16 protein-coding genes, 1 tRNA gene and 1 pseudogene are annotated in these 15622 nt (G+C 32.9%); 1 reads left to right on the forward strand and 17 read right to left on the reverse strand.

The window, feature by feature from the left end:
* From ribB to ACW9XA_RS02700, 5 genes and pseudogenes are all read right to left on the reverse strand, one after another.
* Complete coding sequence (gene ribB / locus ACW9XA_RS02680) at window positions 1–666, reverse strand: 3,4-dihydroxy-2-butanone-4-phosphate synthase (protein WP_300327065.1); 666 nt, start codon at window positions 664–666, stop codon at window positions 1–3.
* A gap of 77 nt (window positions 667–743) precedes the next feature.
* A complete protein-coding gene (locus tag ACW9XA_RS02685; protein ID WP_457762883.1) occupies window positions 744–1328 on the reverse strand; it encodes a riboflavin synthase in 585 nt (194 codons plus the stop codon).
* Window positions 1329–1373: 45 nt separating this feature from the next.
* Window positions 1374–2075: a tetratricopeptide repeat protein gene (locus tag ACW9XA_RS02690; protein WP_457762884.1), complete on the reverse strand. Its 702-nt coding sequence runs from the start codon at window positions 2073–2075 to the stop codon at window positions 1374–1376.
* Between the two features lie 64 nt (window positions 2076–2139).
* Complete coding sequence (locus tag ACW9XA_RS02695) at window positions 2140–2283, reverse strand: hypothetical protein (protein ID WP_300327068.1); 144 nt, start codon at window positions 2281–2283, stop codon at window positions 2140–2142.
* A gap of 66 nt (window positions 2284–2349) precedes the next feature.
* Window positions 2350–2701 (reverse strand): annotated as a pseudogene (locus ACW9XA_RS02700) (response regulator).
* A 57-nt stretch (window positions 2702–2758) separates the two neighbouring features.
* Between ACW9XA_RS02700 and ACW9XA_RS02705 the strand changes: the two are divergent.
* The gene (locus ACW9XA_RS02705) at window positions 2759–3361 is read left to right on the forward strand and encodes a transcriptional regulator (RefSeq protein ID WP_457762885.1); all 603 of its coding nucleotides are present in this window, start codon (window positions 2759–2761) and stop codon (window positions 3359–3361) included.
* Window positions 3362–3374: 13 nt separating this feature from the next.
* On the opposite strand, the gene ACW9XA_RS02710 is transcribed toward ACW9XA_RS02705, so the two are convergent.
* From ACW9XA_RS02710 to ACW9XA_RS02765, 12 genes are all read right to left on the reverse strand, one after another.
* Window positions 3375–4229: an HpcH/HpaI aldolase/citrate lyase family protein gene (locus ACW9XA_RS02710; protein WP_457762886.1), complete on the reverse strand. Its 855-nt coding sequence runs from the start codon at window positions 4227–4229 to the stop codon at window positions 3375–3377.
* 7 nt (window positions 4230–4236) lie between these two features.
* Window positions 4237–5316 (reverse strand): zinc-binding dehydrogenase, encoded by a 1080-nt coding sequence (locus tag ACW9XA_RS02715; RefSeq protein ID WP_457762887.1) that lies wholly within the window; start codon window positions 5314–5316, stop codon window positions 4237–4239.
* 41 nt (window positions 5317–5357) lie between these two features.
* Complete coding sequence (locus tag ACW9XA_RS02720) at window positions 5358–5639, reverse strand: DNA-binding protein (RefSeq protein WP_300327228.1); 282 nt, start codon at window positions 5637–5639, stop codon at window positions 5358–5360.
* A gap of 7 nt (window positions 5640–5646) precedes the next feature.
* Window positions 5647–6099: a 30S ribosomal protein S19e gene (locus tag ACW9XA_RS02725; protein ID WP_457762888.1), complete on the reverse strand. Its 453-nt coding sequence runs from the start codon at window positions 6097–6099 to the stop codon at window positions 5647–5649.
* A 239-nt stretch (window positions 6100–6338) separates the two neighbouring features.
* On the reverse strand, window positions 6339–7943 hold the full coding sequence (locus ACW9XA_RS02730) for a peptidase (protein WP_457762889.1): 1605 nt from the start codon (window positions 7941–7943) through the stop codon (window positions 6339–6341).
* Between the two features lie 43 nt (window positions 7944–7986).
* A complete protein-coding gene (locus ACW9XA_RS02735; protein ID WP_457763080.1) occupies window positions 7987–8250 on the reverse strand; it encodes a ribonuclease P protein component 4 in 264 nt (87 codons plus the stop codon).
* A gap of 86 nt (window positions 8251–8336) precedes the next feature.
* Window positions 8337–8410, reverse strand: a tRNA-Gly gene (locus tag ACW9XA_RS02740).
* 22 nt (window positions 8411–8432) lie between these two features.
* A complete protein-coding gene (locus ACW9XA_RS02745; RefSeq protein ID WP_457762890.1) occupies window positions 8433–9104 on the reverse strand; it encodes a ribosome biogenesis protein in 672 nt (223 codons plus the stop codon).
* The gene (locus ACW9XA_RS02750) at window positions 9104–10216 is read right to left on the reverse strand and encodes a hypothetical protein (protein ID WP_457762891.1); all 1113 of its coding nucleotides are present in this window, start codon (window positions 10214–10216) and stop codon (window positions 9104–9106) included. Before ACW9XA_RS02750 ends, ACW9XA_RS02745 begins: the two co-directional genes overlap by 1 nt.
* Before the next feature lie 46 nt (window positions 10217–10262).
* Window positions 10263–12914: an adenosylcobalamin-dependent ribonucleoside-diphosphate reductase gene (locus ACW9XA_RS02755; RefSeq protein ID WP_457762892.1), complete on the reverse strand. Its 2652-nt coding sequence runs from the start codon at window positions 12912–12914 to the stop codon at window positions 10263–10265.
* 214 nt (window positions 12915–13128) lie between these two features.
* Complete coding sequence (gene nrdD, locus ACW9XA_RS02760; protein WP_457762893.1) at window positions 13129–15324, reverse strand: anaerobic ribonucleoside-triphosphate reductase; 2196 nt, start codon at window positions 15322–15324, stop codon at window positions 13129–13131.
* 113 nt (window positions 15325–15437) lie between these two features.
* On the reverse strand, window positions 15438–15599 hold the full coding sequence (locus ACW9XA_RS02765; RefSeq protein WP_457762894.1) for an LIM domain-containing protein: 162 nt from the start codon (window positions 15597–15599) through the stop codon (window positions 15438–15440).
* Window positions 15600–15622 lie beyond the last annotated feature (23 nt).

Genomic DNA, 15622 nt, shown 5'->3' on the forward strand with positions numbered 1-15622 from the left:
TTAATTCACCTTAGCATATTCTAAAAGTTCTTTTCCATCAACTAGTGGAATTCCATTTTCTTTTGCAAATTTTTCAGCTTTTTCTACAGATAACGCAGAATAAGTTTCAGCATCCATCATTTCACATATTGCGGTTACAGGAGTTAAACCTGCTAGTTGTGTTAAATAAACAGACATTTCTGTATGTCCTTGACGTGCAGCTAACAAACCTTTAGATGCAATCAATAATGGAACATGGCCTGGAGTTTTAAAAGATGATGCAAATTTTTTCTGCCTATTTTCAACATTGTAGATTTTTGCCATCTCAGTAATTGTTAATGACCTATCCTTATCAGTGATTCCAGTATATGTTTGATAATGATTAACAGATAATGAAAAGGTAGGATGATCACCGTATGGGGCCAAGCCCATAATCATTTCTTTATTTGCAATGGAAGATTCTGAAAGAATTTCATGCATATATTGCAAATCCAAAGAAGTTGCAAAATTATTTTCAATTGCAATACATAATAATCCACCAGCATGTTGACGCATTCTTGCAATATGCTCAGGTGTTACAAATTCTGCGGCTACAACCATATCAATTTCATTTTCTCGTCCAGCAGAGTCAAATAACAAAACAAATTCTCCGCGTTTTAAAGATTGTAATGCAGATTCAAGAGACATATGAAAAAACCTGTTAGTCTAATTATAAAGTTTACTAAAAAATTGGTAATTACCACTAAATTGGTAGATAATTGGCTTTATTTTAGAATGTATTTTCCGAGAATGTCAGTTTCAATATTAACTTTATCGCCTACTTTTTTGGTATGGAAATTAGTTACTTCAATAGTATGAGGAATCAGTGATACTGATGCAAGAGAATTTTTGATATCTACTACAGTTAAGCTAATTCCATCTACAGCAATAGAGCCTTTTTTTACAACAAATTTTGATAGTTTTTTAGGAACTTCAAACCAAACCTGAACTTCTTTGGGCTTTTTTAAAATTTTTTTGATAATTCCAACTCCATCAACATGTCCTAAAACAAAATGGCCTTCTAATCGATCGCCTGCCTTTAAACTTCGTTCAATATTTACTATTCCACCAACTTTCAAATTTCCAAGATCCGTTTTTTTCGTAGTCTCTTCAATCATTTCAAAAACACAATTAGACTTTGAAAGTTTTGTTGCAGTCAAGCAGACTCCGTTTAGAGCAACGCTTTGACCGATTTTTAATCCCTTTGCATGTTTTCCTAAATTAATTGTCATCTCAATTGCACTCCTATTTTTAGTATTTTTAGAAATCTTTTCTACTTTACCAATCCCTTCAACTATACCAGTAAACATTATTGATTCTATCATGTTTGTGTATAAAATTATTTAGATAGTATGTTATTTGTTAGATTTTTCAAATTCCTCTTCACAAAACTGATGGAAAACAGAGCATTTATTTTTTTTAGCATCATTTTTGATTTTATCCATATCTTTGTTAAGAACTCCTTGCGCAGCTAAAAACGCTTCATCAAGCATGTCTAGTTTTTCAAATAAACGAGATTTTGCAAGAGGTATTTCTTTCAAGTCTGAGTCTATCGTCTGAGTCATATCATAGTAATTTATTGCATCTTTGTATTTTCCCAGATGGCTCAAAGAAATTGCCTTATTCATTAAAGCAGTAACATCATTAGGATCTATTCCTAAAACCATATCATAGTATTCCAATGCTTTTTGATGAAGATTTAATTCATTTAGTGCCAATCCCATACTGTTTAGAGCCCAAGTATCTTTGGAGTTATAGTCAAGAATTTTTTGGCTTAATTCCAAGACTTTTTCGTATTGCTTTAAATTTTCTAAGGCATAGATCTTATTTTTTAGCGCATAAATATCAGAATTTTTTATTTCTAAAACCTTATTGCAGTAAATTATAGCCTCGTCGAATTTTTTTAAATAAATCAACGACAGTGAAATATTTTGTAGTGCAACCATGTCATTTGGAATTTTTTCTAGTAGATTTTTACAATATTCATACATCTCATCATATTTTTGAGCATTAAACATTCTAGTTATCACATTTGAAGGATCAAGAAGATCAACCATTTTACTATAGTTATTAATATTTTATCATGTTTAATCTATTCTGAAGATAAGAAAGAATCTAAAATTATTTTAAAATTTTACGCAGTGATTCATTTAACACTTTGGAATAACTGTATGATGTTTGTTCTTGTTGAATCATTTTTGCTTGACGTAATCGAAGTTTTTTATCTAGATCATCGTCAATCATGATTGTTACACGTTTACTCATTTGTATCATAATAATATCTTAAATTTCGAATATAAGATTATATGAAAAGTTCCAGTAATGGGAATTTTAGTTTTGAATCATAGAAATCACTTGATCCATTTTGAAAGGCTTTTGGATCAGAGGAATATTGAGCTTTTCTAATTTTTCTTCAGTTGCAAAACTTCCATCAGCACTAACTGCAATTATGTGGGCCTTTGGATTAATATCATGAATTTTTTTTGATGGCATAAAATCCACTACCATTTGGCATGTTTAGATCAATCAGTACAACATCAGGTTTAGTTTTTTTGTATAATTGTACAGCAGTAATCCCATCATATCCATTACCAATTACCCGGATATTATTTTCTTCAAGGAATTCACAAAATAATCTGACTGTATCTTCATCATCATCAATTACTATTACTGATTTAGTCATACTCATACAGGATACTCAAAACAGTGCTTTAATATTTTCCATTAATCAAAAAAATACATGTCGGGCATAGATAGAATGATTGCATCTTCATTAACATCTCAAATTAAAAAAAATCTTGATTTAGACATTTTAAAAAAAGTGGAACGAGAATTGTTTTTAGAACATGGAATGTCAATAAAATTATCTATTGAGCATTTTCATATATTTTCAAAAGTTCTTAAAAAAAATTCAAACATAGATGTTAAGAAATTTGAAGATGAATGTATTAAAAAAATTATCAAAATTAAAAGAAATAATGAAAAATACATAATCACTATACTAGACTCGGATTTGAAGAACTTGATTCTAGAGATATTTGGAGAAATAGAGTCAAGGAAAATAATTTCGTGTCTTTTTGATAATGAATATACCATTCCACATATTCTGAAAGAATCAAGAGTACCTAAAACATCAGGATATAGAAAGATTAAAAATTTAATTCTTAATGGATTAATAATCGAATCAGGAAAGGTTCTAAGCGAAAGTAAAAAAATTTCTAAATTACAGTGTATTTTTCAAGAAATAAGTTTGGATATTAAAAAAGGAGAATTTTTAGTAAGTGGGACTGTTGATAAAAAGATATTTGAAAAGAGTACAAGCATGAAACATGTTTTAGAATAATTGGAATAAAAAACTACTTTACAAGTTCCAAAAGAGCTTTTGCTTGTTTGAAATGTACTTCATCTATCATTTTTCCTTCAACAGTGGTAGCGCCCTTTCCTTTCTTTGTTGATTCGAGATAAACCTTACATACTTTTTCGGCCCACAAGATTTCACTTTTATTTGGATGAAATAATTTGTGTACAACAGAAATTTGATCAGGGTGAATGATACTTTTTCCAGTATATCCTAAACTTTTTCCTAATTTGCAATCAATTTCTAATCCTTTAGGATCTTTAAGATCTTGCCATATCGAATCAATTACTGCCACGCCTGCTGCATGTGCATCTACAGCGATTTTCCTTCGAGAGTATTTTTCTCCTTCAGAATATTTTGTATATTCAACTCCTAAATCATTTAACAAATCAAAAACACCAAAAACTACTGCAGATACACGTTTTCCAAATGATGCAATATGATAGGTGTTGACTACGCCTTCTGCTGATTCAATTGATGGGATAATTTGAATTGGCTTTAGTTTTCTAGTTTTTTCCAAGATAGAAAGAGTTTTGGTAATTTTTTTGAGTTCTGCAATATTGTTTACTTTAGGGATTACAATTCCATCAATTCCTTCTTGAACAATTTCTTTCAGATCTGTTGGAATTTTTCCAGAATTTGGAGAATTTGTTCTGACAAAAATTGAAGATTTGTACAATTTTCTTGATTTTAGTGCAGTTTTGATTAATTTTCTGGCATTAGGTTTTTCTACATCAGGAACTGAATCTTCTAAATCAAAACAAACAATGTCAGCTTGAAGGTCTTTAGCTTTTTCAAGAAACCTTGAGTTATTGCCAGGAACAAAAATGAGACTTCTGAAGAGCTGAGTCATTAAATGACTAAGCGCCTTCAGGCTTCATTAAGATTTTTCCGAACATTCCTTTTCCGGTTAACATCTTTGTATGAGCCTCAGCTGCTTGCTCAAATGTGTAAGTTGAGTCAATTGCTGCTTTGATTTTTCCTTGACCCATCCAATACAAGGCTTGGTCAAGTTCTGCTTTGGTTCCTTGTGTTGAACCTAAGATGTTAGTTCCTTTAAAGAACACATGTCTAAGATCAGTCTTTGCATTATATCCAGTGGTTGCACCGCATGAAACAAGGGTTGCACCATACTTTAACAACTGCAATTGTTGATTCCAGTGTGTTTCACCAATATGATCAAAAGACAAATCAATTCCTGGTGCTTCACCTTTTCTCTTTGCAATTTCTTTTGAAATCTTAAAGACTTCTTTACTCCAATCTTCTTTTCTGTGATCTACTGCATAATCTGCTCCAAGTTCTAGACACTTGTCTAGTTTGTCTGGACTTGCAGTTGCAATAACATCACAGTTGTATAATTTTGCAATTTGAATTCCAAAGCTTCCTACTCCAGAACCTCCTCCCATAATCAAGACGGTTTGTCCAGGAGTGATTTTGGCTCTGCCAACTAGCATGTGCCATGAAGTTAGAATAGTCATTGATGCAGCTGCTGCTTCATCATATGATACACCTTCTGGGATTTTTGAAACATTGACTTCAGGAAGATGAGTTACTTCTTGGAATGCTCCCCAAGTTGGACCAGTTTGGAAACCCCAAATGGTTCTCTTAACACAATCAAATTCTCTACCGTCAGTACAGGCTTTACAAACTCTACATGACATATTGGAGTGAGAAACTACTCTATCTCCAACTTGAATATTTTTTACATCCTCTCCGACTGCAATAACATCACCTGCAGCATCAGAACCTGATACGTGTGGTAATGGAACTGCAACTGGAACTCCACGCATTCCCCAAATATCATTATAATTCAGAGCGGCAGCTTTTACTTTGAAAACTACTTCATCGGATTTTGGTTTTGGGTCATCTATATCCTGGACTTTGAGGATTTTAGCATAATTATCATCTGGTGCATATTCATTGTATACAACGGCTTTCATGTATTAACAAAATTTGTTTCTAAATTTATATTTTTTCTGTATTATACTCGATTTATCTTGAAATCACGTTTAGGTTGTTGTGCAGAGAGTAAAATTTGCTTTAATTGATCGTCATTTATCTGCCCAGGGATCTTTCCTTGAGTTGCCATTCCAATGAGATATTGTTCTACCATTTCAGATAACTCAGGTTTTACCATTTTGATGTTATTTAGCCTCATTCTAGCTTCAGGAGTTAGAATTTGTTTTAGGATTTGTTCTTTTTGTGCAGCTAATTCATGATTTGTGTTATCAACGGGAGATTCATTAGATTCTGGAAAACTCATTTTGTATCTAAGAATATACTTTCAATTGTGGATTTTCAACGATTAGTTCTTTAAGAATTTCTGTTGATAATCTATCTAGTTTTTGCATTCCTTGTTTAGAAATTATACGTCCCTTCTTCTCAACTTTTTCTACATATCCAAGTTTCTCCAAACCTTGAATTGCATTTCTGATAATTGCACCGCCTGCATCTTTATGATGGGCAGCTCCATATCCAGAAGGTTTACCACCGCCATAATCATTTCTTAAAGCATTAATTCCAATTGGACCATTAAGGTAAATTTTTCTCATAATTGAAGCGCATCTAGTATGCCACCATTCCCTATCTTGTGGAGGTTTATCTGCATGAGCTCCAGTTTTAACAAATGGAACCCAAGAAGGTGCAGGAATATCTTCATTTTTTAGAGCTGAAGATAGTCTTTCAATCAATATGTCTGCTGGTACATCATAGACCTTTGCCATAGAGTGAAAAAATCGAGAATCGTCTTATAAATCATTGAGATATTGGGTCTAGTTTATTCAACATATTTCAGCACAAATTCTTAGATCGGTGATTAATTTTATTAAATTTAATTTAAAAAATACGTAGAAATTATTCATGCAAATTATCAGTATTATCTAAATATCATTTAGGTAAACTCAATTTAGTTGGAATTGTCACCAGACAATAAATCATTGTTGGTCTTAAATTCCAATTTAGATTATCTGATTATCCCTTGACTGATAAGGAATTCTATTCCCTTGACAAAATCTCTTTCAGAAATCAAATCATCTGCCCACCATCCAGCATTGTTTTTTATCCAAGATGGAATTTCTTTAGAGCCTGTTGATTTTGATTCAGTAACAGGAATGTGAATGATGTTTTCATTAATCAAAAATTGAATAGATTGAACAAATTCTTGATCACCCATAATTCCATCTGCCCACCATCCAGCATTGTTTTTTATCCAAGATGGCACTAATACAGATTTTTCTTTGTTTACAGATACAGAATTAAGACTAAAGTCAGATTTTGATGTAAAATACTTTTCAAAATTTTTAGAATCATGACCAATTAAAATTATTTTTAATTGATAGTTGCCATCAGTTGGAATTAAAACAGACTCTTGATAAATTCCATGAGGAGATAAAATGCCAAGATATTTTTCAGATATTCCCATATTGGACCAGATCTCTTTTCCAAAAGAATCAGAAATGCTATATGCAAACAATATATCTTTGACAGACTCATTGTTTGCATCAAAGAAAGAAAATGTAAGTGGGATTTTTTCGCCTGGTTTTAATTTAGAATCCCAAGATATTTTTGCATTAAAACCATTTTCAAACGTTAAATCAAATTCATTTAGATCGATTTGTTCACCAGATAAAATTTCTATTTTTATTGTATCATTATCATTGAGATTTGATTTATTTTTGATTTTCATGAGTTCTTCATGAGGGAGATTTATTCTAATAATATTTTCATCAGGATTTGAAATTTCAAAATCAAAATGATTACCATTAATTTGAATATTATCTACAAAAACATCAATGTCATATCCTGTTTTGAATGGTGAGAAATCTTTTTGGAATAATATTATTTGGTTGAGATTAGAATCATGTTGATTTGGGTTTGAATCATATGATATTTCATATGAAATTTTATTTGTTAATTCATCATAATTGAAATTTGAAATTTTGTCGTTGTAAGATTTTATAGATATTGGAGATTCCTGTGCATTTGCGATTTTAATTGGAAATGTTTGTTTTTGTGGAAGATGTAAAAAAGTTTCAAACAATAGATCTTTTGTGGTCATTGTTTTTGGATTGGTTGCTCCTACAATGGAAACTTGAATACTATATTGTCCACTTTTATCAAAAACAGGGCCTTGAATTACAGGCAATGAATCACCTCTTGCATAATAGGCTCCAGCTATGGCATGTTTTTCACCATAATATTTAGTACATTTCCAAAGATTTTCATTTTGGCACAGAGATGTAGGTTTAATTTCTAAATCTAGTTTGCCGTCATCGTCAAAAAAATATTCATTGGCAACTAAATTATCTTCGTGAAAAATCTGAATTCTGTATGTGACGCTTTGGATATTTGTATTGGTATCACTGTCAAAGAATCTAACTGATAAATTTACACTTTTAGGATCACCATAAATGAAATCTTCTGGAGTTAAAATGGTAGTTAGAGCTACTCTTAATCCATCAAAATCTATGGGAGGTGCCAGAGATCCTGAATGATGTTGAGCATATGCGGGAGTTATTGAAATTGTAAATAAGCCAACTAGAATTAACAAAACAATCTTTGAAATCATAATTATATGTATTTTGAAGTTGTTAAAATATCATTGTTAATTATTAAGATATAATTTTACGATAAGTATGCCCGCATAAATTACAAGAAATTCTGATCGATTTGACAGATGCTCTTCCTAAACGAATTCGAGAATTTATTCCAGGAGCAATAAAGGATTTACATTTTTTGCAAAAAACCATTCTAAGATTATAAGGCATTCTGATTTTATGTCTAGTACTTATTCTTCTAGCAATAGAGGCCTGCCTTTGAGAAAGTTCAGGGTTTGTCTTTGCATTACTAATTGCATTTTCAATTAGAATTTCCATTCTTTCCATTGCAATTTTTTTTGCTCCTAGTTTCACAGTAATCTTTGAATCTACACCTAAAAATTGGTTCTCATAGAATAAAACAATGCAGTCAGCGGGATTCGAACCCGCGTCACAGGGTTGGAAACCCCGAATACTAACCAGGCTATACTATGACTGCAATAGATTGCAAATTTTATTTCCTACATAAAAATGGTTTTTTCATACTCATAGAGCATTCTAGCAATGACAACATGACCTTCGAAGGATTCATCCCCAACCGAATAAAGGTCTGTAATTTCATTTTCAACTGAATTAGAAAAATGACCTTTTTGGAATCCTCCAAGTACTATACAGGCATCATCTGGAATCTCTTTTGCAATTTTTTCATAAGTACTCTTTGTACCTTGTGTAGAAAAACCAATTACTTTTGATGGATTAATCTCACCAATTAATTGAGAGAATGTTTTTTCTTCAATTTTTAATAAAAGATCATCGTCTTTTGTTGTAATTTTTTTTTCCTGAAATAATTTTTCAATGACACCTTCAAATCTGTGATATGATTTAGGAATGTGAACATTTTTTCCAAAGAATATTACTTTGTCATCAAGTGTATGTACAAAAAGTTTCATTTTATTTTGAAGATATAATGGAATAGTTGTAGCTTCCAGTATTGAAAAATGCACTAGATCAGGTCTGCCTCTTTTTAATTCATTTTCAATTCCTTTCATAGCTGCAAAATGCCACGAATTATCAAGTAGGATGTCTGAGGGATGTTTCCCTAGTTTTCTTGCATGTGCAATTATTGATGGATGGTGTTTTAATTCAGTTGGAACAAGTTCTAATGAAGATTCAGACAAGATTAAAGAAATCATTAGTTTATCATTTGTATTTGCTTCTTAAATTCATTCCAACTTGATTTGGGATTGCCATCATTATTGATCAATCCAGCATCACAAATGTAATTACTCAATCTTTCAGCAACATGTTCGCTACTTCCAAAACCAGAACCTCCAACAGTCAGAGTATCTTCGCCTATAGTAGGAGACTCAACTATACAAGTTCCATCAGGTCTATCATATTGTCTATACCAAGTGAAGAATTCTATTTTAGGTTCATTTTCAGTGTAAAATTCAAAAGATTTTTCTAGAAATTCTGTTTGCATTGCTTCATTTCCTCCAACAAAATCAGAAGTGCTCCAGCTAATCTCAAAAAGTCCTGCCTGTTTATCACCTGCTAAATCAAAAATTTGGGCTAATTCTTCTTTTGCTTGTTCAGGAGTTTTTACAATATCATTTAGAGAATCAACTGGTGAATAAGAAAATGCAATAAAATCACCAATTGCCAAATCAGTCACAACATATTGCAAATTTTTATTTAAAACCTGGTGTAATGCAAACGAATTTCCTATTTTTACATCAGGATGTTTTGATTTGATTTTATCATAAACTCCATTGAATAGATCTTTGTATACTGGAATATTTTGTTCATAAAATCTGAATTGGGATTCTGTTTGTCCTGCTAGAATTACAGTATCTACAATATCATATCTTGATAATATTTCATCTAATACGCTAACAACTCTGTCTTCACCTATAGAATTAAGAGATGGCTTTCCAATCCAATTAGGAAAAGGTCCAAGTGTTTCACCATTAATTATGGAAAAATATAGAGTAACTTTGAGATCATTTTTTTCATTCAAACCCATCAGGATATCAGATTGTTTCCAATCAAATTCTCCACGTACAGGTTCTACCAGATTCCAAAATAGATAGACATTGCTTCTTCCAATTCCAGCATCAGAAGCTTTTGAGTAAACCTGATCTAATTCTTGTAATGTTGTGGATTGGTTTGGGGAATTAATTACAAGACCAATTTTTTCATTTGTTTGTTTAGAAACGATATCGGTATCGGAAGTTAATAAAACTGCAGATATTCCGATTATTACGGCTATGCCTGCGATAATGCCTAGAAATTTTTTATCCATACAGATTGAAAAAGAAAAGAAAGTAAAAAAGTTGTGATTCTGTTATTTATCCAGAAGTACAACCACTGTATCCACATTCAATGCAGATACTGCAACCCTCTACGAAGACAAGATTGTTTTTACATGTTGGACATAGACGATCTTCTGAAACCTCTTCAATTTTAGTAGGTTCTAATTTGATTTCTTCATCATGTACCTTTAATGCAAGTGCAGCGTTGACTTGTGACTTGATGTATGGATTTGTAATTTGAGTGGTGACATATTCAGTCATGAAATCACTTGGTCTTACATCAAATGTCTTTGTTGCATTCTCACTTGTCATGTGAAGAACTTGTTTGTGTCTAGAGCCATCACGATAAACAGTCATTCCTTTTAGACCAATTTCGTGTGCTAGCAGATATGCAGATTTTACATCTTCGACTGTTACATCATATGGCATGTTGATTGTTTTTGCAATTGCATTTCCAATCCAATCTTGCCATACACCTTGAGCCATTAGATGATCGGCCCAATGGATATCCATTGCTGTAACAAAGACATCTTGCATCCATTGTGGAATCTCTTCAATTCCTTTCAATGAACCGTAGTTGTCTGCGATCTTTTCAAGAATTTCATCAGTGTAGAGACCTTCTTCTTTGAGAGCTTCTTCAAGAATCTTGTTTGTATAGAAGAATCTTCCAACAGTGACTCTCTTTTCAAACACTAGAGCAAATGCAGGCTCCATTCCATTTGAACAGTCTGCAATCATAGATAGTGTTCCAGTTGGGGCTACTGTGGTAGTTAAGACATTTCTAATACCATTCTTTTGGATTTTTTCAATGAGAGGATCCCATTCGTAAGAATGAGAGTCTTTTGGATTTTCATAATATCCAGATACTGGAATTTTTCCTTCAGGATATTCTGTTTTTGCACATAGAGGGAATTCACCACGAGCATTAGCAAGTGCAACACTTTCTTCCATTGAATAGTATGTCAGGGCTTCAGATAGTTTTGATTGGAGTTCATAACCTTCTTTAGAATTGTATGGGATTTTTAGTCTGTATAACAGATCAGCTACTCCCATAACTCCAAGTCCAATTCTTCTAGACTCTTTTGATGCTACATTGATTTCTGGAACTGGATAGTTATTTACATCAATGATGTTATCCAAAAATCTTGTTGTCTTGCGGATTATCTCTTCATATCCTTGCCAATCAAATTCATAAGAACCATCTGCTTGTCTTTTTGCAAGATTCACCAAATTGATAGAACCTAGATTACATGATTCGTATGGATAGAGACTTTGTTCACCACATGGATTTGTTGCTCTTAATGGTGCTTGTCTTGCTTTTGCAAATACGTTGTATTTGTTAATTTGATCAAAGAAGATCAAACCAGGTTCTGCGCTTTTCCATGCAGATAATGCAATTAGATCAATTAGTTGGTGTGCATTGATTTCTTTAACAGGTTTTTTGTCACGTGGACTACGTAGGACATAGTTTCCATCAGTAGTATTTACAAGTGCATGCCAAAAGTCTTCCCAGATTCCAACACTTATGTTGAAATTCTCTAAAACTCCTGCTTCTGTTTTGTTTGTAATGAATTTTTCAACATCAGGATGCCATGCTTCAATGATGCCCATATTTGCACCACGTCTTTTACCACCTTGTTTTACAACTTCGGTTACAGTGTTGATGATATTCATGAAAGATACAGGACCAGATGCGACACCAGATGTTGATGCTACAATGTCTCCTTCTTCACGAAGATCAGAATAGTTGATTCCTACTCCGCCACCAGACTTGAAGATTAATGCAGCGTCAGAGGTAGATTTCATGATTTCTTCCATGCCATCATTCATTCCAAGTACAAAGCATGCTGAAAGTTGTCCTAGTCTTCCACCAGCATTCATCATTGTTGGTGAATTTGGTAGAAAGTCTTGTGCAGTCATCAGATCTAGGTATTCAGTGATTTTGTCTGCATAAACTTCAAGCTTCTTTCCTGCTAGGAGTGTCAAAACGTCTTTGAAACTAATCTTCATCTGACCTTTGTTTGCCAGAGTCACATAGTGATTGATTAGGGCTCTAAAATGCCATTTGTTGAAGAAATAATCTCCTACTTTGAATTTATAATCAAAGGCATCTAGTTTTTCAAGATAAGATTTTGCTTCTTCTATATCCTGTTTCTTATGTCCAGATTTGTCAAATATTTGTGAATCATATAACATGTCACCAATTCCGACTAGAATTGCAACTCTCTCAAACATTTGAGTTGGAGATTCGATAATCTCACTTTTTGAATTTCTAAAAAGATATCTAGAGGCTAGAACTCTCAGACAATTCAAGTCAAATTTCTTTGAGACTGGGTCAAGGGCCTTTAGATTCAAGACCTTCATTTTTTCATCTCTTAATTTTCTTCTTTCATGTCTATAGACGATGTATGCTTTTGCAATATCGCTATTTCCACTGTCGATTAAAGTAGATTCTACAATATCCTGAATATCTTCAACTGTAGGTGATCTAGAGCTAGTAAATCCTTGCTCGACTAGCTTGTTAACTACATCATTTGCTAGTTTGTCGGCAACGCCACGGTCGGCTTTAGAGGTGGCTGCCAATGCCCTGTAAATGGCATTTGAAATTTTATCTTTATTGAAAGCCGTTACTGCGCCACTGCGCTTACGGATCTCAGTGATCGTATTTTCTATTTGTGAATTGTCCATTATAATCTCCCCGCAAGGGTTAGAATGAATATGGATATAACTTGTGTGCTCGAAAAATTTTGATCTTGCTCTGTTATTGGGTCAATATTTTTAACACCGCTACTATGAACATCATACTGGCATAATATTACTTATAGTCGACGATGATCGCGACATCTAAAAGTGATCAAAAAGTTTTGAAAAATGATCGGAACTAGTTTATCATTTACGATTTTCAGACAACATAAGGTGACTTACACTTTGGACACTTGTCATCAAACTGTTCATCTTTGAAACCACATTCACCACAAATTGAAGTATGTCTTACTGGTTTGAAGGAGGGTGTGAGTTCAGAGGCTTTTTCAATTGATTTTTTGATTTCCTCAACCTTTGCGTTTTTATCAATATCTAATGTTACAAGCAACCCACCGTTAAGCAGTTTTGAGAGTTTGTTACATTCAGATATAGGCTCACTTTTGTTAGTAAAATCAGACACTTCAGATGCTTTTACGACTACACCTTGAGAATAGAAATCAGAATCCATTGAATTTAGTGATGAATTTTTACCATATTTTTCGCCATCAAGGGTTGCAAAACGGGCAGATCCTTCAGTTTCAGTCATAGATATTGCTACTGTATCACCCAATTCTTTGCCTTTTTTGGCACCTACATCAACTGCAGTTTCAATGACTTTGTAAAGAATATCTCGTCCTTCTTTGTTGTCTTGGAATCCAAGAATGTTAAAGACTGCTTCTTTGAGTCCTACCAAGTTCACAACCAAGGATACAGAACTTCTTTGCATGTATTGTGTATTCTTTGCAAGTATTGGATTTAGACCTCTTCGTGTAAGATCGGATATCTCTTTCTTTCTTAATGCCATAGAAGCCAATGCTGGTTTCATTAGCAAAGCAAGTCTTGCTCTAAAGTAAGTTTCATCTTTGTTTGATTCAAATGCTAATCTTGGAAGATTAATTGAGACAGATTGTAAAGTTATTGAGAGCGGACCAGAAGCTTTTGTTGATCCATTTGTAATGCCATAGCTTGATGTTTGTCCTTTAGCAAACATTATTTTTCCACCAATTGAAATTATTTCCGCTACTGCTTGTGATACATCAGTAATCTTTCCTTTATCAGCATCAATGATTAAGCCGATTTTTGGGATTGGCGTCATCTTTGTATAATTTTTGTATGCGTTAATTATTGATGTAATAATTTTTGTGTCAGCTCCAAGTTGTAAGCGAATTGAAACGTTGGTACTAGTTTTATTGTATTTTGAAGTTGTTGATGCAGTTGCAAATGCATCAGTTAATTTTTGTTCAAGTTCTGTAAGGGATTTGGAATGTTTTGTAAATAGTGGAACTAGACCATCAAGTACTACTTCTTGTGAAGCTTCTTTTGAAAGAAGAGCAATAACTACAGATAGTGAGCTTGTAATTTCATCAAGTTGTTTTGATGCAGGAATTCTTGACACATCAAGATATTTTCCACCAAGATCAATTCCGTCTTCAATTAATTCTTTAACATTAACAAAGATTGTATCAGGAATCATTGACCAGATTCCAGGATTTGAAATATGCAAGTCTCCAGAAAGATGAGAATCTGCTACATCTTTTGGTAAAACATTTGTTAGAAGATGTTCAGCAAATACTCGCTGTCCAGTATTAAACAAGAGGCCTTCAGCACCGTTATCTACATTATCTAAATTTGAAATCATTTCTTGAACATCATATACAGGCAAGCCTAGGCGTGCGAGTTTGTTCCTATATTCCTCATGACCATGCTCAAGCAGGACAGAATTAACCATTTCACGTATTAATGCGCCCGTAAGATATGTAGTCTGATATTTGTAAATTCTATTTTCAACTTCTTCAGTAATTTTTTGTGCTAGTTCTAATGGAAGGCTTCCTTCACGTACAAGAGATTGAATAATTTTGTGAGAATTAAATTCTTCAATCGATTCAGAGGATGTTCTAACATACATTTTTCCACTTTCAATAATTGATCTTTCTTCAATTTGTCTTGCCAAACTTAGAACGAGTTTTCCAAGATTTGTAATGGTGTAACGTCTTTCAGATTTGTTTAGTGCAACGAGTGATTGTCTGAGTAATTTTCTCAAGTGATATGCAAATTTTCCACTTTCTTTTTTTGATTTGAATCCAGCTAGGGATTTTAATTCAGAGTAAGTTAAAGGACCTTTAGAATTTAAGATTCTAAGAATATCGATTCTGTTTGGACTTGCCATGACAGAAAAGATCATTCTGACACGTTTTGAAGTAGATTGTAAGATTCCACCTCGCTTTGGATCTGAGTCGTCATCAATATCTGAATCCAGGTCTGTGTCTAGATCTGAATCGTCATCAATATCTGAATCCAGGTCTGCGTCTAAGTCAGAGTCTATGTCTAATTCTAGTTCCTCTTTACTTAGTTTCATTATTGCATCTATAGTGAAGGAGTAAATAAGACTTGTGACTAGATTATTTTTTTAGGGTTTTAGATCATATTTCTTAAAAATGTAAAAAGATCTTTATTGGAGATCAATTTGTATTAATTTTCTTTAACATCAAGTGAAAACTCTGATGTTGAAAGTTTCTGTCCACATGATGGACATTTTCCATTTGTTGGATGAAGGACATCTTTTAGAGATTTTAGCATCTTCATGTTTGTGATCTTTTCACCACATTTGCCACATGTAATTTCTACAGACATGAAAATGATCAGACATGCAAAAT

It is taken from the genome of Candidatus Nitrosopumilus sp. bin_6a (genome assembly GCF_054095695.1).